Origin of the sequence: Flavobacterium faecale (genome assembly GCF_003076455.1) — a bacterium.
Lineage (GTDB): Bacteria > Bacteroidota > Bacteroidia > Flavobacteriales > Flavobacteriaceae > Flavobacterium > Flavobacterium faecale.
Window position 1 is genome coordinate 3,654,996 of sequence record NZ_CP020918.1, and the last position, 21,534, is coordinate 3,676,529.

At 35.4% G+C, this 21,534-nt stretch carries 12 protein-coding genes and 1 pseudogene; all 13 read right to left on the bottom strand.

The features are described from left to right. Positions 1-13: 13 nt before the first annotated feature. The 13 genes and pseudogenes from FFWV33_RS15305 to FFWV33_RS15360 all read right to left on the bottom strand — a co-directional run bounded on the left by FFWV33_RS15305 (position 14) and on the right by FFWV33_RS15360 (position 21,414). Positions 14-1,705, bottom strand: a complete 1,692-nt coding sequence (locus tag FFWV33_RS15305) for a sulfatase-like hydrolase/transferase (RefSeq protein ID WP_108741715.1) — start codon at positions 1,703-1,705, stop codon at positions 14-16. 93 nt (positions 1,706-1,798) lie between these two features. Then, a complete protein-coding gene (locus tag FFWV33_RS19330; RefSeq protein ID WP_159086045.1) occupies positions 1,799-1,945 on the bottom strand; it encodes a hypothetical protein in 147 nt (48 codons plus the stop codon). Positions 1,946-2,384: 439 nt separating this feature from the next. After that, positions 2,385-3,452: a family 16 glycosylhydrolase gene (locus FFWV33_RS15310; protein ID WP_108741716.1), complete on the bottom strand. Its 1,068-nt coding sequence runs from the start codon at positions 3,450-3,452 to the stop codon at positions 2,385-2,387. Positions 3,453-3,890: 438 nt separating this feature from the next. Beyond that, a pseudogene (locus FFWV33_RS19560) lies at positions 3,891-5,513 on the bottom strand (ThuA domain-containing protein). After that, the gene (locus tag FFWV33_RS15320) at positions 5,486-7,687 is read right to left on the bottom strand and encodes a glycoside hydrolase family 3 C-terminal domain-containing protein (RefSeq protein WP_108741717.1); all 2,202 of its coding nucleotides are present in this window, start codon (positions 7,685-7,687) and stop codon (positions 5,486-5,488) included. The pseudogene FFWV33_RS19560 and the gene FFWV33_RS15320 overlap by 28 nt, the downstream one beginning before the upstream one ends. Before the next feature lie 92 nt (positions 7,688-7,779). Beyond that, complete coding sequence (locus tag FFWV33_RS15325) at positions 7,780-9,303, bottom strand: alpha-L-fucosidase (protein ID WP_245891538.1); 1,524 nt, start codon at positions 9,301-9,303, stop codon at positions 7,780-7,782. A gap of 140 nt (positions 9,304-9,443) precedes the next feature. Beyond that, positions 9,444-11,075: a DUF5060 domain-containing protein gene (locus FFWV33_RS15330; RefSeq protein WP_108741719.1), complete on the bottom strand. Its 1,632-nt coding sequence runs from the start codon at positions 11,073-11,075 to the stop codon at positions 9,444-9,446. Positions 11,076-11,087: 12 nt separating this feature from the next. Beyond that, positions 11,088-12,770, bottom strand: coding sequence for a sulfatase family protein (locus FFWV33_RS15335; RefSeq protein WP_108741720.1), 1,683 nt, complete (start codon positions 12,768-12,770; stop codon positions 11,088-11,090). A 160-nt stretch (positions 12,771-12,930) separates the two neighbouring features. Next, the gene (locus tag FFWV33_RS15340; protein WP_159086046.1) at positions 12,931-13,605 is read right to left on the bottom strand and encodes a T9SS type A sorting domain-containing protein; all 675 of its coding nucleotides are present in this window, start codon (positions 13,603-13,605) and stop codon (positions 12,931-12,933) included. An 84-nt stretch (positions 13,606-13,689) separates the two neighbouring features. Further along, a complete protein-coding gene (locus tag FFWV33_RS15345; protein ID WP_108741722.1) occupies positions 13,690-14,544 on the bottom strand; it encodes a hypothetical protein in 855 nt (284 codons plus the stop codon). Between the two features lie 182 nt (positions 14,545-14,726). Next, the gene (locus FFWV33_RS15350; protein ID WP_159086047.1) at positions 14,727-16,379 is read right to left on the bottom strand and encodes a carbohydrate binding domain-containing protein; all 1,653 of its coding nucleotides are present in this window, start codon (positions 16,377-16,379) and stop codon (positions 14,727-14,729) included. A 25-nt stretch (positions 16,380-16,404) separates the two neighbouring features. After that, entirely contained in the window at positions 16,405-18,228 is a 1,824-nt protein-coding gene (locus FFWV33_RS15355) for a RagB/SusD family nutrient uptake outer membrane protein (protein ID WP_108741724.1), read from the bottom strand. Positions 18,229-18,270: 42 nt separating this feature from the next. After that, on the bottom strand, positions 18,271-21,414 hold the full coding sequence (locus FFWV33_RS15360; RefSeq protein WP_108741725.1) for a SusC/RagA family TonB-linked outer membrane protein: 3,144 nt from the start codon (positions 21,412-21,414) through the stop codon (positions 18,271-18,273). Positions 21,415-21,534: the final 120 nt, after the last annotated feature.

The window sequence follows — 21,534 nt, forward strand, 5'->3', positions numbered from 1 at the left end:
TGTTGACTAGATATTACTCTTCGCCACCATCCTCTTTATTTTTCTTATTGCCTTTCTTAGGTCCTTTTTTGGTAGCGTTATTTTTTTCCATTTCGTCAATTTTTAACTGATCTTTTGCTGATAAAGGTCCATTTGGAGCTTCCGCAAATTTGTTAAAACGAGGTAAAATGGCCTCCAATTTTGCTTTTTCTTGTCTTTGTTCTGCAGTGGCTTTCGACCAATCGGTAATTTGTGGAAAACTGATTAAGTCGGTTGGGTTTTTCGATACATCATACCATTTATTTCGTCCGTCTTTAAGCACTGTATTTCCTCTAATTAACTGCATCGGTCCACTGTAAGCGTACAACCAATCGCGGTGCGTTTTTTTGTTAGTTGTTAAAAAAGGAACCAAACTTTCGCCATTGATTTCGTAGTCTTTTGGTAATGTTACGCCTGTGATTTCTGCAATAGTTGGTAGCACATCTGAAATATTTACCAAAACTTCTTGTTTCCCTTTTTTGGTCATTTTCATTCCTGGCGCATAGACGATAAAGGGGACATGACATCCTTTTTGAACATCAGGACTGTTTTTTCCATATCCACTCGTTCCATTGTCTGCACAAAAGATAAAAATGGTGTTGTTTTCGATTTTTAACTCCTTCATTTTTTTCAAATACAAAGAAACTTGGTAGTCCAAATAATTGACGTGATTATGAATTCCAGGCCCAGTTACTGTTCCGTGGGTATCATAAACACCTTTTTCACCTGTTACATTAGGTTGTGTTCTGTTGTATTTGGTTCCGTCCCATTTTACGATTGGTGTTCCTGGCCATTTGTTTTTTTCTGATGGATTCAAAAAGTCCATCGCATCATGTCCTAAATGTGAAGTGTGGTAAACAAAGAATGGTCTGTTCTCTTTGGTTTTTCGTTCCATAAAGTCCAAAATAAAATCCAATTCTACATCTGGACCGTACGTACTGTTTCCGTATTGTTTTTTGGATTCGGCAGTATTTGGCCACCATTGAAATTTCTCTTTCGTCTTGGGTTGGTTCATCAACATTACGTGCGGTCTCCAGTACCAACTAGATTGCGCGTAAGAAGAAACAGCTTGTCCATTATTTCTATTGATTAATGTTTTTTTGCCATCATTTTTCTGCTCTGCCAATTCAAAATCGGTAAACGGATTTTCAGTGTTCAAAGAAGTACTTTCTCCGGGAGTGAAAACACCTTCGTCAAAATCAAATTTTTCGATCTCGGCATTTCGCATCTGCGTTTTTCCAGCCCACATAGAAGCATACCCTCCTTTTTTGGCGATCGTTCCGATGGTATTTGCGGAGCTAGAATATAAATTATAGGTAGTTAACTTTCCTTTTTCGTTGGTAAATTTTCCGATATGTTTGTTGTCCCACCATTTATGTAAGTGTGCATAGCGACCCGTCATCATCATGGCACGACTAGGCGAACAAACCACAGCCGCCCAAGCAGATGAAATATAACAACCTTCATTGGCCATTTTATCTAGTACTGGAGTGCTTGCTCTGTACTGTAGATCTGTAGTATTACCACCAGATGGAGGACTCCAAACATCTGACTTGTAAATAGGTAATTCTCTGGCGCTAATATCATCAGCGAACAATAGAATAATATTTGGTTTTTGGGTGTTGCTCTTTTGGGCAAAACCTGTAACTGTCGAAACAGCGACTACTAATGATAAAATGATTTTCATTACTGATTTATTGTTTTATTACTTTAATTTTTTGAGAACTCTTATCTGTTTCTAAGACTAAGAAATAACCTCCTGGGTTTAAATGCCCTAGAGTCAAATCAATTTTTTGATTGGTAACTGCTGGCATTTTAAATTCAAATCAATCGTACTCAATTGCGCATAGGCAACATTGTAAAAAGTAGTACTGCCCAAACTTGCGATGACTGTAAACGTGGTGAAGTAGTTTTTTTTCGAAATCATTTTGGTTGGTTAATGGTGGTTGTTTATCTAACAAATGTAAAATAAAGGTAATTTTCACCCTTGAACATATGTTTTAGACTCTATCACTAATGGTTTTATTGGCTGTTCTATCTAGGTTCTTACAATTCTCTTGGTGATGTTACTGTAAAAAACTAAAACAGCCTAAGTACTTGGCTGTACTTAGGCTGTTATGTTTTAATGTAGTTTTATATGACTGTCCACTTTGAATACTAAAAAAATTAGCACGCAGGTTTTATAGGCTTAAGCAGATCAGTACTGATTTTTCTGCGGAAATCTCTAAAAAATCTGCGTGCCTTTTATAATTAAAGACCTAATAACAGCTAGTCATAACATTTTATTTTCGAATCATTGTTGTCCGATAAAAAAAGAAGCCAAATTAATGGCTTCTTTTTTTATCGGACAATGCTTTTAAATATAATTAATTACAAGTAGAGGTGCCTAAATTTTGATTTGGTCTGTAAACACGAATCCAGTCTATGTACATCTTAGTTCTTGCGCCATTGGTAATGTTCTGGTTGAAAAACTCATTCATGTCAGCAAATCGCCATGTTTGTGCTGCTTGACTAATAATCATATGCAAAGCTTTTTTCATTCCTGAACAATCTGTGTAGCCGTTCGGGTCAATATCGGTGCCTGTTACGGTTCTTACTTTTACTCCATCTACATAATATTCTAGATTAGTAGCATTAACCCATTTTACCCCAAAAATATGGAAAGCGGTATTCCATTTTACATCATCAGTAGCATTGCAACCCGCCCCTGTTTTTCTTATCATCCAGGTCTCCAATTGGGGTTGATAATCTTTTCTAACACCTGCAATATCTTTAAAAGTATGATGGCTTAAATGTAATTTATCTCCAAAATATGGTTTTGACCCTAATTTATCTCCATAAGATTCAAGGTTGTCAATTTCTTCTCTAGAATCAGTACTTAACATCCACACGGCATTGGCTAAGTGAGAATCACTTATTCTTACTCTGGCCTCTTGGTAAAGTGGGAATGTTGCTTTAGCTTTAGATGTAACCATTCCGCATTCTAAGGTATTCCCCACTTTTGTTGCTTGAAGAATTATACATTTTTCTCCAGTTGGTGCTGTTCCAAGTGAAGACCCACTAGCGACCCATTTTGTTGGTGCTGGTCCTGTCCAACTATTAATGTAAGAGTCTTTCCAGTCTGTTGTAAACGCAGGATCAGTTTTGCTTGAATAATTAAATTCGTTCGAGAGCTCAGGTATTAAAACCCAAGTGCCCATGCCGTTTTGGGAACGATTTAACACATTGGAGTTGTTGTTGGTAATTGCGATAAATAAATTAGCGTCTGCAGGTTTAGGACAATTTGTAGAAAGAATGGATTTGTTGGTAAGGTTTTGAGAAATTAAATTGTCGTCAAATATTGACGCTGATTCCAATAATGTGCTTTCTTCCTTATTAGTACAGCTTAGTATTAAGCTGGATAAAGCGATAAAAGATAATAATGTTGCCTTCATAAAATAAATATGGTTTTGATTATTTAATGAAGCAAATTAAGAGAATAAATTACTTTTTTGTCGTTTTTTTGACTAGACAAAAACTGTACTTGTGGAGGTTGTTGTATATATTTGTTTTGGAAATCTTTGGTTTTATAGGGGTAAAATAGACAGAATTCTTTATTCGTCTAGATTGTGATTAATTCAGGATGTAGTTTTTAGGATTTTTTTTTGATCATTAGAATTTCGTTTTGTTAAATTCAAAAGTAATTAGATTTATTATTTAGCAACTGGATAAAATTCGATACAACAAAACAAAAAATATATTTTTTAGTACATCGAATTCTCAAGAAAGTACTCGGAAACAAGCTAAACTAGGTTAAAACCTCGTCAAGCCTTGTAAAATAAAGAAAAAATAACGTTCCGATTATTTTTATCGGACAACAATGTTTTCGAATATTAGAAATTTTTTAACTTGGAAGGAAACTTTGTTATTGGTTCTATTCGAATATTTTTGTAGAACACTTCTGCTGCTTCCGATTGAATTTGAATTTTACCTTTATCGGCCGGAATAGTTTTTCCACGCACATCATAGCGTGCGTTGTTCAAACGGTTGACCACATGACCGTTTACCAAATGGATACTTTAAGTCCCTAAGCAATAAATTTCGAGTGTGTTCCATTCTCCAGCTGGATTCTCATAATTACCCAACTTTATAGTACGACCTGATTTATAAGTTAGACCATATTTGATGGGTACATTTGCTGCTTTTGGATTGTACGTGAAGTCCGATTTACCACCTGCATTCTCTTTCCCCACAGAAGGTACATCTCCATATACTTGTCCCAAAGCGATGAAATCACCACAATCTCCATCTTGCACTTGGTATTCTAGACTGTGCATCCACACCTTCCAAAAGGTTCCATGAGGCCCTTTGGCATGGTACAAAATCCCACTGTCTTTTTTGTCTTTCAAACGAGGTTCCCATTTCTTATCACCCCATTTGAATTGGGTGGTTAAATGATAATCACCGTATTCATTTTTGGTAGTTAACCCACCATAAATTTCGCCCGAAATTTTCAAAATATTCTCACCATTTTCTTGAATTACAGAAAATACTTTTTTGGGATCATTGTTCAAGCCCATTGGTTTTCCTGTGTTTACATTTTCTGATTTTTCGAAATCAATATCTACCGAAGGGTGAACTGCTCCCATCCAAACATCCCATTTAGCTAAGGTTGGTTCAAGTAGATTTTCTCCACCTTTGGCAATCACAACATTAGTTTCACCCAAAGCCCAACGGATTCCTTCTTGCAAATGTTTTAAGAAATTAGCATATACATACGATTCATCGGTATGACCCATCGCTGTATAAAAAACACGACCACCCTCGTAAGTATGGTACCATGAAATAGGATGTGAAGCTCCCATTGTACCGCCTTTATAACTTTTTTCGTCCGCAGATAATAATACGTTTACATGGGCACCAACTGGTTTTTTAAAATTATACCATTCGTCAAACTTCTCAAAACTAGCAGGGTAATGTGTCGTTGCAGGATGCGGATTGTTTGCGTTTTTATTGACAACTACTTTTTGTTGCTTAGGGTGTGATAAGAATTGCGCTCCAATCATTTCGGCATAAAAAGGCCATTCGTACTCCGTATCTGTAGCCGAATGAACACCTACAAAACTACCGCCATTATTGATGTATTTCTCAAAAGCTTTCTCTTGTTCGGTATTCAAAATATCTCCAGTAGTGTTTAAAAACAACACCATTTGAAATTTTGAAAGCGTCTCTGTACTAAACAAATTAGCGTCTTCGCTAAACTGCATCTTCCAGCCTTGTTCGTCGGCCATTTTTTGCAAAGCAGCAATCCCTTTTGGAATAGAGGTATGTCTAAATCCAGCGGTTTTTGAGAATATTAAAATAGATTTACTGTCAGTAAACTTGCTTGCACTAGCATTTGTTTTATTGGCTGTTTTACAACTATAAATCAAAAAACTGCTTATTGTTAGCAGTACAACTACATATTTATTAATTATATGGAACATAATTATATTTTTACATTCATTTTTATACATGGATTCGCCCCTAAATCAATACTTCTTTGCGAAGGTAAACAACCTCCTACATACAAAGAATAATTGCCTTTTCGCACCATTGATTTTCCGTTTTGATCAACTTGGTTAAATGTGCTTTTGTTTAAAGCGAAGGTCACTGTTTTGGTTTCGCCTGCTTTCAAAAGGGCTCTTTTAAAGGATTTTAAATCATAAATAGGATCTCCTTTTCCTGCCAATGGCGAACTGATGTACAACTGAATCACCTCTTCAGAATCAGTTTTTCCTGTATTGCTAACATCAACAGTTACGGTGAAATCTTTATTGATTTTAAGATTTTTATATTCGAAAGTAGTATAAGATAATCCAAATCCAAATGGATACAATGGCTCCTCGGTCATGTATTTATAGGTACGCCCAGTCATATTGTAATCATCAAAAGCGGGTAATTGCGTTTCTGATTTTGGGAAAGTGATAGGTAGTTTTCCTGAGGGTGCAACGTCTCCAAACAAAACATCTGCAACGGCATTTCCGCCTTCTTCACCTGGATACCACACGAACAAAATAGCATCGGCAATGTCATGGATTTCTGGAATAGCAATCGGGCTACCACCTGTTAGTACCAATACCAACGGCTTTTTGCTTCCTTTCTTTAATTTTTTTAAGTAATCAATTTGGTTTTGAGGCAAACGCAATGACTTTTTATCTCCTTTGTCATCTGATGCAATAGCCTCTCCTTCTTCTCCCTCCAATAATCCTGAAATTCCCATTACTGCAATACAGACATCTGAGTTTTTAGCTTCACCAGTAGACCAATCAATTGGATTATTATTTTTCGAAAAAGGCATGACTCCCATTTTATAATTGATGCTCGTTCCTGGGCTCACTTTACCAACTATTCCGTCCAAAATGGTTTGGGTACTGCTTGATACCCCATAATAATTTCCGAGTAAAACCTCTTCGCTAGATGCGTTTGGCCCAACGACATAAACAGTTCTGGTTTTTTTATTAATAGGAAGTACGTTATTACTATTTTTTAAAAGCACAATCGATTTTTGGGCCGCTTCACGAGCTAGTTTTCGATGAGGCTCAGAATCGACTACCGAGGCATCAATTTTATCATAAGGATTACTACCAATAGGATCAAACATTCCCAATTTGAAACGGGTAGCTAAGCTTTCTTTCAATCGAATATCAATCAAATCTTGTGTTACCAAACCTTGATTCAGTGCACTTTTTAAAACTTTATATACATTTCCGCAATTGATATTGGTTCCGTTAATCAAAGCCAAAGCAGCTGACTCTTCAGGTGTTTTTGTAATTTTATGAAACTGATGAAAATCTTGAATGGCACCACAATCAGAAACAATGTATCCTTTGAAACCCCATTCTTTTTTTAGAATTTCTTGCAATAAATACGGACTACCAGAACAAGCTTCGCCTAACGTTCTATTGTATGCGCCCATCACTCCTTCGACTTTTGCTTCCTGCACTAAGGCTTTAAAAGCGGGTAAATAGGTTTCGAATAAATCTTTCTTGGACACTACTGCATTAAATTCATGTCTCGATTCCTCAGGACCCGAATGCACTGCATAATGTTTGGCACAAGCGGCAGCTTTCATGTATTTTGGGTTATCCCCTTGTAATCCTTTTACAAATGCAACACCAATACGACTGGTCAAATAAGGATCTTCGCCGTAGGTTTCTTGACCACGACCCCAACGGGGATCTCTAAATATATTAACATTTGGCGACCAAAAAGTCAAACCTGCATAACGGCTGCGATTATCAATTTTGATAGCTTCATTGTATTTTGCTCGAGCTTCGTCTGAAATTGCATTGGCTACTCGTTGAATTAACCCATCATCAAAAGTAGCTCCCAAACCAATGGCTTGTGGAAAAACGGTTGCTCTACCATTTCTAGCAATTCCGTGCAGCGCTTCGTTCCACCAATTGTATTCTGGGATTCCTAATCTTGGGATAGCGGGGCAGACATCTAACATTTGAGAGACTTTCTCTTCCAAGCTCATCGCATCAACCAAAGCATCAATGCGTTGTTCATTGGTTAAATTACTATTTTCCCATTTAAAAACTGCCTTACTTGGTGCGCTTGTTTGGTTCTGTGCTTTTACTTCATTCGAAATAAAAAAAGAACAAACGGTCACAATTGACAAAATTGGTCTTGAATAATACTTCATTTTGTTGGTTTGGTTCGTTAATTTACATTTAAATCTTGTAAACAACAAAAGCACATTAGTCAAAATGTGCTTTTGTTTTCAATAGGTATTTCTTAATGTGTAATTGCGATGGTATAAGCAAAATCTCCAGGTTTAACACTTGGCATTTTTACTTTCAAACCTTTGTCGGTTTGTTCCCACTGAATTTTCTCTTTACTTCCTAATACACTAATATTTTTGATTTTTAAATCTTTGGCATAAGTAGCATTTTTAGCTAATGTTTCAATATTTACATAACCGTCTGCTGGCCAGTCCAAAACAATGGCATACAACTTATTGTCTTTTTCAGTAAAACGAATGTCTTTTGATGATAAACCTTCATTGTTTCCTTCAGAGTGGTGTCCCTTTTTAACTTCTGTTGGTCCTTCTCCAAACGTTTTCCAGTAATGTGTATCATAAACTGCTTCTCCGTTCATATCCAACCAACCTCCGATTTGAAGTAAAATATCTTTTTGGTCTTGCGGAATCGTTCCGTCAGATTTTGGTCCAACGTTTAATAACAAGCAACCATTTTTCGAAATAATATCAACTAAATCATCTACAATTTCGTTAGCCGTTTTAGACTCCCAGTTGCTTACATAACTCCAAGAATTTTTTCCGATTGAAGTATCTGTTTGCCAAGGCAGTTTTCTAATCCCTGGTAGTTTTCCTCTTTCAAGGTCATAAACCACTGTACCTTCAGGAAAAGCTTCATGCGAAAAGTTTTTGTCTTGCAAAACAACTTCTTTACCCCATTCGATTCCTTTGTTGTAATAATAAGCTGCTAATTTTGGTCTTTGATCAGCAAATTCTGGAATATCTAGCATAAAATCAAACCATAGAATGTCTGGTTTGTATACATCGATTATCTCCTTAGTACGTCTCCACCACAAATCTTTAAATTCAGCTGTTGGTGGTTGGTTGATATCTTTTCCTTTTTTCGAATATAAATCAGAAAATTGAGGGTCTGTAGTATCAAATTTATCTTTCTTGTTATAGTATGACCAGTTGAAAGCAAAGTGAGAAGATGCTCCCATGATCATTCCTTCTTCACGTCCTGCCTTAAATAATTCGCCAAGAATATCTCTTTTAGGTCCCATATCTACTGCGTTCCATCTGGTAACAGTCGATTTGTACATTGCAAAACCATCATGGTGTTCAGCCACAGGAATTACATATTTGGCTCCTGATTTTTTAAACAAATCTATCCATTCTTTCGCATTGAATTTTTCTCCCTTAAACATCGGAATAAAATCTTTGTAACCAAATTTCTTTTGGTCACCCCATACTTCTTTATGATGAAAGTATTCTTTTGCAGGTCCTTTCAAATCTGGTTTCAATTGTGCCGAAAATTTAATTGAGTCCATGTACATATTACGTGGATACCATTCGGATCCGTACTCAGGTACAGAATACGCTCCCCAGTGAATAAAAATTCCAAATTTGGCTTTGTTAAACCAAGCAGGGTCTTTGTAGTTTGCTTTTATAGATTCCCAATTGGCTTCGTACTTGGGTTTGCCAGTAACGGCTACATTTGAGGAACCCGTCTGGGTAGATTTACATGATGCAACAAGCAGCACAGCCGCTATTGGAATCATTAAGTTGAGTTTTTTTAAATTCATCTTGGTTCAGAATTAATTGATTGTATTATTTTACTTTGCGAAATTCGTTTTCTATCATTCAACCTAGTACAACGTATGTCTAAAATCATAACTTAAATGATTCTGTACAGTTATTACTAGACTTTTTTGGCCTTTAATCTAGATATAAGTATCGAATCGGCTTGATTAGACCAAGGTGAGATGAACTTTTCTCCTTTTATATTATCCGTTTCGGAAGTTAACTCACCCGTTATTACATTAAACCATTGCATCGTACGATCACCATGTTCCGGTTTTAAGTGCCAAGCATTGAAGCCGTAGTTTTCTTTGTTGACATACATTAAAGTGATACTTCCATCCTCTGAAGTTAAATTATAAGCAGATCCGTTTTTTTGAGGAGTCGCTTTCATTTTACCGAAATCAACCATGGTAAATAATTTTTCCATGTGTTTGAAATATTCAAAATGAGGTTTAATAAAATCAGCAGGCTGCTCATATGGATTGTAAATTATAGCATTCCATGACGTTCCTTGCCAATAGTATGTAGTGTATACTCCCGCAAATAGACACATATAATTGCGTCGTAAACAATGTTCAGCATTGACATAATCTCCCGTAAAAACTTCATAAGGAGATTCCTCATACCCACCATGTTCAATATTAAAAACTGGTTTTTTGAACTTGTTCTTTGCCTCAAGCATTTTATTATACAAATTATCTGACCAATCTTGGGTGGAGATAAAATCTACATTTTCTGGGTATTTGGAGCAAAATTTAAAATCATGAACCGATAATAGTCTGTTGAACTTGTCGTTACTTCTAGCTCTTACAATTCGATCATTGATATACTTTTCATCCGCACGTCCATAAAAAAGTGCTTCTTTGGAAATATCCCATACCACATTAGGAAAGGCTTGGTATCTTTTGATCACATAATCAAAATACATATTATCAGCATCGGTATTCATGTCTGGCCACTTAACCATTTTGTTCCAAACATAAATCATTAAATGCGACGCAATTCTTTTGTCATGCATCAAACTAATTGTTCGATCTAGCTTTTTAAAAAACTCAGGATTTAGTGCGCTGAAATCAGGTTTTTTATTATTTCCTAAAAAAGGATAAATATCATCAGGTCCTCCAAATTCGTGTTCGGGATGCTCTTTTAATTTTGGATCTTTTTTCCAACTTACATCATAAGAGAAGACATTCATTACTACTTGGTTGAGCCCATTATCTTTAATAAGGTTTAATAAATGGTCTGATTTTGGGGTTGCTTTATCATTTTTATAATCCAAAGCATACAACCAATCACATTCAAAAGCTAGTAAAAAATAAGGTGTTCCGTCTTGGTAGAAAAAGTTTTGAGGCTTGTCCTTATTAATCACAATGCCTCCATGATTGTCTGCTTTATTTTTGGTGACATTTACATTTCCTTTTTTATTATCTAATGCTTTATCATCTGCAAAAGTCACATAGGTCCACTCCCCTTCTAAGGAACTTGAAAAGCGGATTACCCATTCATTGTTTCCATTATAAAAACCGGGAACCTCTTGCTTTGTTCCGTTTTGATGTGTGAAAAATGCACCAAAACGAGCCGTAAAAGGTGATTTTGAATTCGATTTAGTAGTAATCGTAATATCTACCACCTCCCATTTCGGAATGGATGTAGCTACGTTTGAATTATACTTAACTGTGGTAATTTGACTATTGCTTTGCACTGCAAATAGCAGCGCAAGAGCAATAACCATTTTTGATACTATCTTCATATCTTGACTAAATTAATCATTCCAGTGTTCATCAATTACTTTTTGAATGTGTGGGAATTTCGCCCCATCTTCTTCTTTCAATTCTTTTCTTTTTTCAAGTAATTGTTGCTTTAAATTATATATAACATCTTTGTAAGCAGGATCATTATAAGCGTTGTTCATTTCCTCAGGATCTTTTGATAAGTCATAAAATTCCCAAGCGGCTGGTGTATCCATTTCAAAAAGATTACCCCAACTTTTTTTGTTCCATTCTGCTTTTGGATCTTTAGTATCTACCCAAAATTTTCCGTAAAAAAAGATCAGTTTATATTTTTTAGTTCGAAGACCAAAATGCGCTGGATTTGCGTGTGCATGCGCCATGTGCATCCAGTACCTGTAATAGGTTGATTGCTGCCAACCTGCAGGCTCTTTACCTGTTTCAAGAATCGTTTTAAAACTATGCCCTTGCATTTGTTTTGGTGCTTTACCTCCTGCTAATTCAATTAAAGTAGGTGCAAAATCGGTGTTGTTAATGATGGCATTGGTACGTTGGCCCGCTTTAATTTTTTCTGGATACCTTACAAAAAATGGCATACGCATGGATTCTTCATACATCCATCTCTTGTCAATATAATCGTGTTCGCCTAGCATAAATCCTTGATCACCTGTATAGACAATTATTGTATTTTCATATAGTCCCTCTTTTTTCAAGAATTCAACTAAACGAGCTACGTTATCATCCACACCTTTTACACAACGTAAATAACGTTTTAAGTACTCTTGGTAAGTTGCGTGCGTGTATGCATTTGGAGACATATCATCACGTATTTTTTTAGCTGGATCAAAATTAGGGTCTGAATTTTTAAGTGAACTCTTGTTCCATAACATCATCCCTTGGCTTCTGATTGTATTTCGTTTAGAAACGGATGACCCTATAACGTGAATCAACGAATCATTTGCTCCTCTAGTGGCAATTGATCCATTGTTACCGTTGTAATACATACTTGCAGGTTCTGGAATTTCAGTATCCTCTAGATACTCTTTGTAACGAGGTGCATACTCAAAATTATCATGTGGTGCTTTGAATTGGTGGAATAAAACAAACGGTTTATTTTTGTCTCTCTTATTTTTTAACCAATTGATCGAAATATCTGTAATCACATCAGAACTATGTCCTTTGTACTGTTTCCCAATTTTGTCTCCTGCATCTGGATTTTCATAAGGTGTCCCCGTTTCGGTTAAATAGGGATCAAAATAAGATCCTTGACCACCGTGCTGGGTTAACACATTATAGTAGTCAAAATTAGGTTGATCATGCAAATGCCATTTCCCAACCAATGCTGTTTGGTATCCTAATTTTTTCAATTCGATAGGTAAATATTGTCTATCCATTGGCAGTTCACCTTCTAGATCTAGCACACCATTGGCTTGGCTGTATTGACCAGACATGATAGACGCCCTACTTGGCGTACAAATAGAATTGTTAACAAAGCAATTATCAAAAATAATTCCTTCATTGGCAATTTTATCCAACGTTGGAGTTGGATTCAATTTTGCCAAGCGACTTCCATAAATTCCAAAGGCTTGGGTAGTGTGATCATCAGACATGATGTAGATGATGTTTGGTTTTTGGTTTGTCTTAGTACTCTTTTGTGCAAATGAAGTTGCAGAGGCAACTACGAAAAGGGCAACTGTTGCAATTGTTTTATGAATCATTTTCTTTTGATTTTTATTGAATGATAAAGATCTATATTTAGAAGTAAAAGGACTACCACATATGATTTTTATAAGGAAATAAAGGGGTTTAAAGGATTAAAATTAACAAAAAGAGCGGCCTATTTAGACCGCTCCTTGATTGAACTAGACAAACTAATGATTATTTTTTAATGATTTTTGCTGTTTTACCATTATCCGTTTTTAAGATGTATGTACCATTATTCAAATCTGAAATATTAATTTCATTTGTATTGGTAAAAGTTTTAACAACTTTACCTAACAAATCATACACTTTGGCACTACTAATTTCTTCACTATTACCAAGAGTTACAATTCCTGTTGTTGGATTTGGATACACTTCTACTGTATTAAGCTCAACTGATCGCGTACTTAAAGTAGCAGTATTACTCACATTAATATTGTATTTTTCAGTTGATGTAGTTCCTTGTGCACCTGCTGAAAAAATTTGGAGCACATAGCCGGATACCTCTTCAGTTGCAGTATATTGAAATGTACTAGAATTTGAACTTAGATCCAATTCTTTAAAACCGTTTTGATAAAGCGCATTTTTGAAAACTGCAGGACTTGATGCTGGCTGATAAAATCTAAATACGACTCTAGCTAGTTGACCAGTTGGTGTTGTATTACCTGGTGCAATTGGCAAATTGGTATACGTAACTCCAATAGTCAGTGGCGTATTTGTTGGAAGGGTATTTACAGGAACTGTTGAAGCTAAAAAAGCATCCACTGTTTTCCCATTGATAGTCACAGACATAGTCTGAGCAAAAGAAAATGTTGTTGCCACTAAGGCACCTAATAAAAGTAATTTTTTCATCATAATGTAATTTAAGTTGTAAATAAAAAATTTGTTAGAAATAAAATAAAGCCATTTCCCAAAGCAGAAAATGGCTCTAAGCTGTTATTTAGTAATTATTAAAGTTGTTTGAACATTCTTAAGCTCTGGAGTAAACGAAGCATCATTACCTTTGATCATTCGAAGCTGATAAAAGTAATTTTTGATAGGTGCTTTGTATTGGTCATCCTTTGCATTTGGATCATGACTAGCCAATTCATCTGATGGCCAAATTATGTTATTAGCTTCAATACTAGTTGGAGGATTTATAGTAATGGTAGTACTTACATTTGTTCCTGCTGGCAATACTCTTTTGTTAGAATATAGACCGTGCCACACATCACTAAATGGATTTGTAATCGTCCAAAGGGTGAACTTTAATCCATCCACTGCAATATCTGTTTCTGAGGAGTAAGTAATTGGTATTTCAAGTTTTTCGGCTGCTTTCAAGGTAATCTCTGCCGCTTTAAATCCAAGAGCATCCGGTACAGAATTAGAACCTCCTATAATAATTTCATATTCTGCAGAAGCTTTTGCCCAAGCATCATTATCATTTTGAAAACCAACTCGCATTACATATACTGTACCTGGAGCTAAACTAGACGACGGTGGTAAAGATGGAATTTTCCAATCCTTTCCAGCCATACCAGCATGCTTATTAATTGATTCTGGAATAGTAACACCTGCTTTCCATATGTATTTATTCCCTGCTTTTTCTGAAATTGAAAATTGAACAGTTGTTTTGGCATTGTATTTTTTACCATGTCCATCATCACCAGAATCAAATTTAGCTGCCAATGCATAGGTTTCGCCCGATTCGATTTTTGCCGGTGGAGCACTCAGCCAGGTACTTGTTGGAGCCGTTTGCGCCAAGGCAAGTCCTGAAATTAATAGTGTTGTAAATAAGTACGATTTCTTCATAATGGTTTATAATTTTGATTAGTTAGTTTCAAAACTATAAATCCAAGCCCCTTTTTATCCGTACATATGTTTTTTTGGGTATGACATATGGTTTTTTCAGGTGTTTTAAACGATATAGGGCTGTTTGTGTCTAGTTGAACTAGACGCAAACAGCCCTATTAAAATAATAAGTGTTTACTATTTTATGGTCTCACAGACTTAACAGCAATATAAAAGTTATCGTAATAAACAGTACCATCCCCAGGGTTTAATTGAATATAAAAGGATTGACCACTTACATCTGAACTTGGTACATAATCGATTTCGTAGGTTTTCCATTGATCATTATCTGCAGCATTATAGGTGGAACTAGGTCCATTTATTTGTACTTGCGGATATATTAAGAATATTTTATCACCGCTCACAGATCCTCCTGATTTTACAAAACGGCTATAACGAATGGTATAAGTTGTTCCTGCAACAAGGTTAAAAACTTTTGAAGTTCCATTTCCTGTACTTTGGAAACGTGCTCTTTCTGATCCCTGTGCAACTGCTTTTATGCTTGATGTTCCAGTTAGCTTTTGCTCTGTAGAATACGATATTGTTCCACTGTTATTATTACTTGCTACCCAAGTTGCACCAAAAAGATCTTCAAAACCACCTGCATCAGTTCCTAAAAAGTTAGGGTCAAAAACAGTTACGGCTTTATCTGTAAAAGGTACTAAATTGCGATCATCGCTTGACTTTATTGATCCACCTGCATAAGAAATAGTGACTTTGTCGGCAGGATATAATTTACCAACATTGATATTTACAACCGACTCATTTACGGCATCCAAATTTACTGAAGTCACAGGAAAAACAACTCCATTTACTTTGACTGTAAAAAAGCTCTTTTGATCTGCAAAGCCAGGCTCAATAGACGTACTCATTGGCACTTGTATAATACTTGTTACCAACGATTTTATGGCACCACTTTGAAAATAGGGCTGATCAGATTGAATTACTCTAAAACTAATCGGAATCTCATAAATTGTACTACTACCATTAATATTGTCAGAAGCCGATCTAGTTGCAGTAAGTGTTCCTCGGTATATTCCTAGCTTTTTAAATTGCAATGATAAATTCTCATTCTGAGACGAAAATACTTGCTTTCCTTCTGCATCAGTAAATTTCCAGGTACGCCCATCTGGTCTAGAAGTATTTGGTACTGTTGCGCTAATATCTTGCAACTGTACAGCTTCACCTGCTTTGATATCTATAAAAGCACCCGCAACTGTATGATCTACAACAGTTCCTTTTTGAGTAAGTATCATTTTTGGTACTACCGTATCATATACATCTACTATAATTTCGATCTCCAAAACGTACTTTCCAGCCCATGGGCCTTCTGTTTGCAAAACTGCCACAATATCACCACCTTCATTGTTTATCGGGTAAGGAACTATAGGTTTTTCATCTCTTCTAAAGGTAACCATTTCGTTAAAAACATCAAACATCTTAATTTTTGTAATGATGTTTCCTTTATTAAACAAGACATTTATAGTTTTGTCTTCTGTTTTTGTTTGTCCAGGATTTTTAATGTATTTATCATACGTCTTTGCACTTTGTGCGATCGGTCCAGTTAATATTTCGTTACCTTCTTCTATTTCCCAAGTATGGAAAATAGCACCTTGAGAAATATCCTGAAAAGTAGCATAATCCCCTACTACAGCACTTTTATTCAATCCTTTACCATAGGTGCTGTAAAAACCAGCATCAGAAAAAGTGCTAGGTACAACATAGTCGCGATTACCACAACCTATTGCCACAAACAGTAGCAATAGAGGAGCTGTTATTTTTATTATTTTTTTCATGTCTTTAGTTTTATTTGAGCAATTCTTATTTATAAAGATTTGCATTAGAATTAATTTCAGAAAGCGGTATCGGCAAGTAACCCACTAGGTCCAGATTATAATTTACTGCTGCTAATTCAAACTCATTTAAATCTGAAGCTTCAATATTTTGACCTGTTGTATTCGAGTCGGGTACATCACCTGTATCATAAATTACACATCTATATCGAATAGGATGCTTTCCATTTCCATTTGCTATTAGGTTATAATTATCATATCTCAAGGTTGCCAATTTTTGAAAACGTGCTTTTGTAATTCCCCAACGTCTCAAATCTAACATTCTCATGTCTCCATTTTCGAAAGAAAGTTCCAATGGTCTTTCTGTATGTCTTAAATGTTCTGTAAGTGAGGTATTGGTATAAGTGATTTCATCAAATGATGTTTTACCATCATTAAACTCTGCATTTTCTAGTGCCGTAGCTTTTCCTAATAACACAACATGAGAACGTTTTCTTACTTTATTAATATATTTTATAGCAGTAGCCAAATCTCCACTTTCGATCTTGCATTCAGCATACATTAAAAACACATCCGCCAAACGAATCAAACGAACATTAACCGCAGATCGTCCTGCTATTCCTGTAGAGGTATTCGTTTCATCCTTAGTTTGAATATCCCAATTGGTTCCTTTTCTCCAATAACAAAATTGCTGTCTTCCAAATTTTGCTAACTCTGCCGTTGTATTGGCTCCATAATAACCAAAATCTGAATTGGTATCGTCTGGCAAGGCTATTGAATATGATGTTCTTTCGCTAAAACGTCTATTGCGCGTTACTCCGTAAACATCTGTAATTCCGGTATTTTTTGGATCCAATAAATCAACAGGATCATTTTTGTATTTCATAATCAACCAAGAAGCAGGAAATGATCCATTATATCCTCCAGCACCAATTTGACGCCCCAAAGAACTAGAAAGGAGTTGGTCTGAACTAATTTGATCGGCCTTCAAAGCAGTAGTATAGTTCACCTCTAGGATAGATTCATTATTAAATTCGTCCTTGGTTGTAAAGTTGCTTCCAATAGAAGGCATAAGCGAATAACCATAATTATCGATTACGTTTTTAAAATATTCTGCAGCTTTGTCAAACTCGCCTTGATACAAATAACTTTTACCCAATAAGGCTTCACAAGTACCTGCAGAAAAATGCCCCGTATTGGTTGCAGTTGTATTTGGTGTTGCAGCAGCAACTTCCAAAAGTTTAGTTTTTGCTACCTCCAAATCATCTCTGTAAAACTTCAATACTTCGGCCGCTGGTGCTAAGGGTTGTTGGTATTGTGTTTTGTCTTTTGGTACAAAATCAAACAGAATAACTGATCCTTTATTGAACGAATTGTGCAACATAAAATAGTACCATCCTCTCAAAGCACGAGCTTCTGCATAAATTCTTGTAGCAACTAGCTCACTGGCTGATCCTGCTTCTCCAAAAGTACCTTGCAACCTGTCATAAGCTTCAATAACTTGATTGGCTCTAAAAACACCTTGATATAGCGCACCCCATTTCTTATTAGGTAAAGTACTGGTGTTATTAAAAAGTTGTTGGTAGTACTCAAATTTTCCAGATAACGGTCTTAGGTAACTTGGATAAGCGATATCACTTCTTTCATTTTCATCCACCATACTTACGCAATCCTCATCTTTAAAAGATTGGTAGGCCGCATTAAGCCCTCCTTCAAGATCTGCAGTAGTTTTCCAAAACTCGCTGGCTGGCAATTGATTTGGGTTTTTTTGATCCAAAAAATCATCTTGACAAGAGTGTAGCAAAAAAGCCAACCCTAGTAAAATAATTAATTTATTTTTTATATTTTTCATGATATATTATTTTTTTTGTAACATTTACGTCAATTAATTCGATTAAAATTGAAGTTGTAATCCACCATTAAACTGTGCTACAGTTGGGTAATTCCCTCTATCCAAACCTCTTGTACTCAAACCATTATTCCCAACCTCAGGATCATAACCTGTATATTTGGTCAATGTCAAAGGATTTTGAGCCGTTATATAAAATCTAACTTTGGTGAAACTAGTTTTACTAAGCGTCTTTTTTGGAATCGAATAACCAAAAGTTAAATTTTTCAATCGTATATATGATCCATCTTCTAAGAAATAATCTGAATTTCCTCTATAGCTAGACGTATTAACACCTCTATTAGCTGGAACTTCAGTATTTGTATTTTGAGGATTCCAAGCGTACAAAATATCTTGATGTGTCAACGATTGGTATGCATAAGCTTTGGTACCATTCATTATTTTTGATCCGTATACGCCATACCATTGCATGGACATATCAAAACTTCTATAATTAAGAGATAAGTTAAAACCCATTTCGAATTTTGGTAATGAACTACCAAAGTAACGTCTATCAGCCTCTGTGATGTAACCATCACCTTTATCAGCTTTTCCGTCATTATCTGTGTCAATAGTTGGTTGATCTACATACCTCAAATCACCAACCTGAACATTTGCATTAGGAACAAGCGCTAAATAGTCTGCCAATTCGGACGCATTTTTAATAACACCATAAGAATCAAGTAAAAAATAAGCTCCTGCTTCATATCCTGGAGTAATTACAGTAACTAGATCATTGGCATTTGTTCTATTACTAATATAACTGTTGTCGAGGTTAATAAATGGATTTTCTGGTGGCGTAGTGGTTACTGTATTTTTGTTTTTTGTAAAAGTAACCCCAGCATTACCGTTTAATTTTTTCGAATTGAATTTATAATTTAAAGAGTGCTCTACCCCAACGTTTTTCATGTTTCCGATATTAAAGACTGCATCTTTATTTTGTCCCGAAACCCCAGTTGATGGTGGCAATACTACTGCAAATAATAAATTTTCTTTTTTACTTTCGTAAATATCTGTAGTTAATGTTAGTTTATTTTTAAAGAAACCTAAGTCATATCCAAAGTTCAACTCTTTTGATGTTTCCCAACCCACTTCTTCATTTGCATAACGCAATTGAGTTGTACCATAGGCAATCGATTCTGAATTGCCTGCTCCAAAAAAGTAATCTTGTCTTGGCCCAACAGTAGATTGATAAGTGTAGTCTGAAAAACGAAAACGGTCATTACCTGTTACCCCATAACTCGTTCTAAATTTGAAAGAATTAACAATGTTTTTGTATCCTTTCCAGAAATCTTCATCTGATACATTCCAACCAACAGACACAGATGGAAAATAACCCACACGATTACCTGATCTAAATTGAGAAGAAGCATCTCTACGCAAACTAGAACTAAACAAATATTTCCCTTTATAATTGTATTGTACTCTACCCATAAAACCCATTAGTGTAAGAGTATAATCTCTATCACCCGATCCTACAATGGAGTTACCTATATAATTATCAAATACTGTAATAAGTGCATTTGCATTTTGTTGTTTGGTAGCATAAAAACTAGTGAAATTAGTTTCTTCTGCAGATCCTACAAATACTGCACTTATATTGTGCTTGCCAAAACTCTCTTTGTAACTTGCAATAAACTCCCCTGTTAACTTTGAATAGGTTTCGCTTGTTGTAGTATTTGATGAAATTGGATTTTCTGGTACCAATAATCCATTACTTCTAAAAATATCTAATTTTGGAATGATTCTAATTCTTTTAAAGTCATTGTACGTTGCACCACCACGGGCTGTAAAACTCAAACTCTTATTAACTTTATAATCAACTTGAATGTTCCCAATGGTGCTATTACCATTTTTATTATCGGTAATTTTTAGGTTTCTTGCTACAGAGGCAAGACGTTCTCCTTCAATTCCATCATCCACACCTTCAACAATTTCAACATTAGGTTCTAATGATTGTTGGTAGGAATGATAACGTAAAATTTGTAAATTCAATCCATTGTTACCCAATTGGTTCTCATCTCTTCTAAAACTTACACCAGTATTAATTTTCCAGTTCCCCTTAGTAAAAGAGGTGTTAGATCGAATGTTAAAACGGGTAAATCCAGAATTGATCAAAATACCGTCTTGCTTAAATAAGCTAGAGTTAAGACTATAAGTCAAATCTTCTTTACCACCCGATACATTTAAACTATGATTTTGAATAGCGGCATTGTTTTGTAAAATTGTTTGCGAAATATCTGTATTGTTAGACAATTGTGATTTGTTTCTCTCAATATTATTAGCAATACTTCCTAGTGTGTTAGCTGGATTTGCCATCTCGTTTTGTACCAATTGTACATATGACTCTTGCTCTGGAGATAAAGAATAATTTCTTGAGGTAATGTGCTGAATACCATACTCGCTGTTAACGCGCACAGTCATACTACCTTTTTTTCCTTGTTTGGTCGTAATTAATATAACTCCACCTGCAGCACGAACTCCATAAATAGAAGCCGACGAAACATCCTTCAATACCTCAACAGATTCGATCTCGCTATTACTTAGACCTGGATCGCTATCAAACGGAATTCCATCAACAACAAAAAGCGGTTTATTTTGTCCTTCTAAAACAGAACTAAAACCACGAATCACAATATTGGATTGTGAACCAGGTGCTCCAGATCCAGATACAACATTCAAACCTGCCACTTGACCTTGGAGTGCATTTCCTAAGTCAGAGGTTGTTTGTCTTGTTAGCGCTTCTGCAGATATTTTGGTTACTGCTCCTGTAATTTCCTTTTTCTTTTGTGTTCCATACCCAATGATTACGATATCATCTAGTTCGTTAACATTTGTTTTTAAATCAATGTTAAGCGTAGTTCTGCTGTTTAATTTTGCATGCTGCGTAATAAAACCAATGTAACTAAAAGCTAAAATATCTGTCTCTTTGGCTTCGATTTTAAACTTTCCGTCAAAATCAGTTACAGTACTTTTGTTTTTACTTCCTTTAATTATTACACTAACTCCTGGCAAAGGACCTCCATCTCCGGTGACCTTCCCTGTCACCATTTGTACTTTTTGCGCTTGGACAAATCCAAAACTAGCAAATAACAATAGCGTCATTAACTTAGTTTTGAAACTCCAATTCATAAATAAATTAAATTTCATAATTGTTTGGTTATTTAAAGTTGTTAGCAAAGGTTTAAATTTTATATACTTTTGACCAAACCATATGATTTTATGGGGGTAACATATGTGTATTTCTGTTAAAATGTGTTAATTTTTATA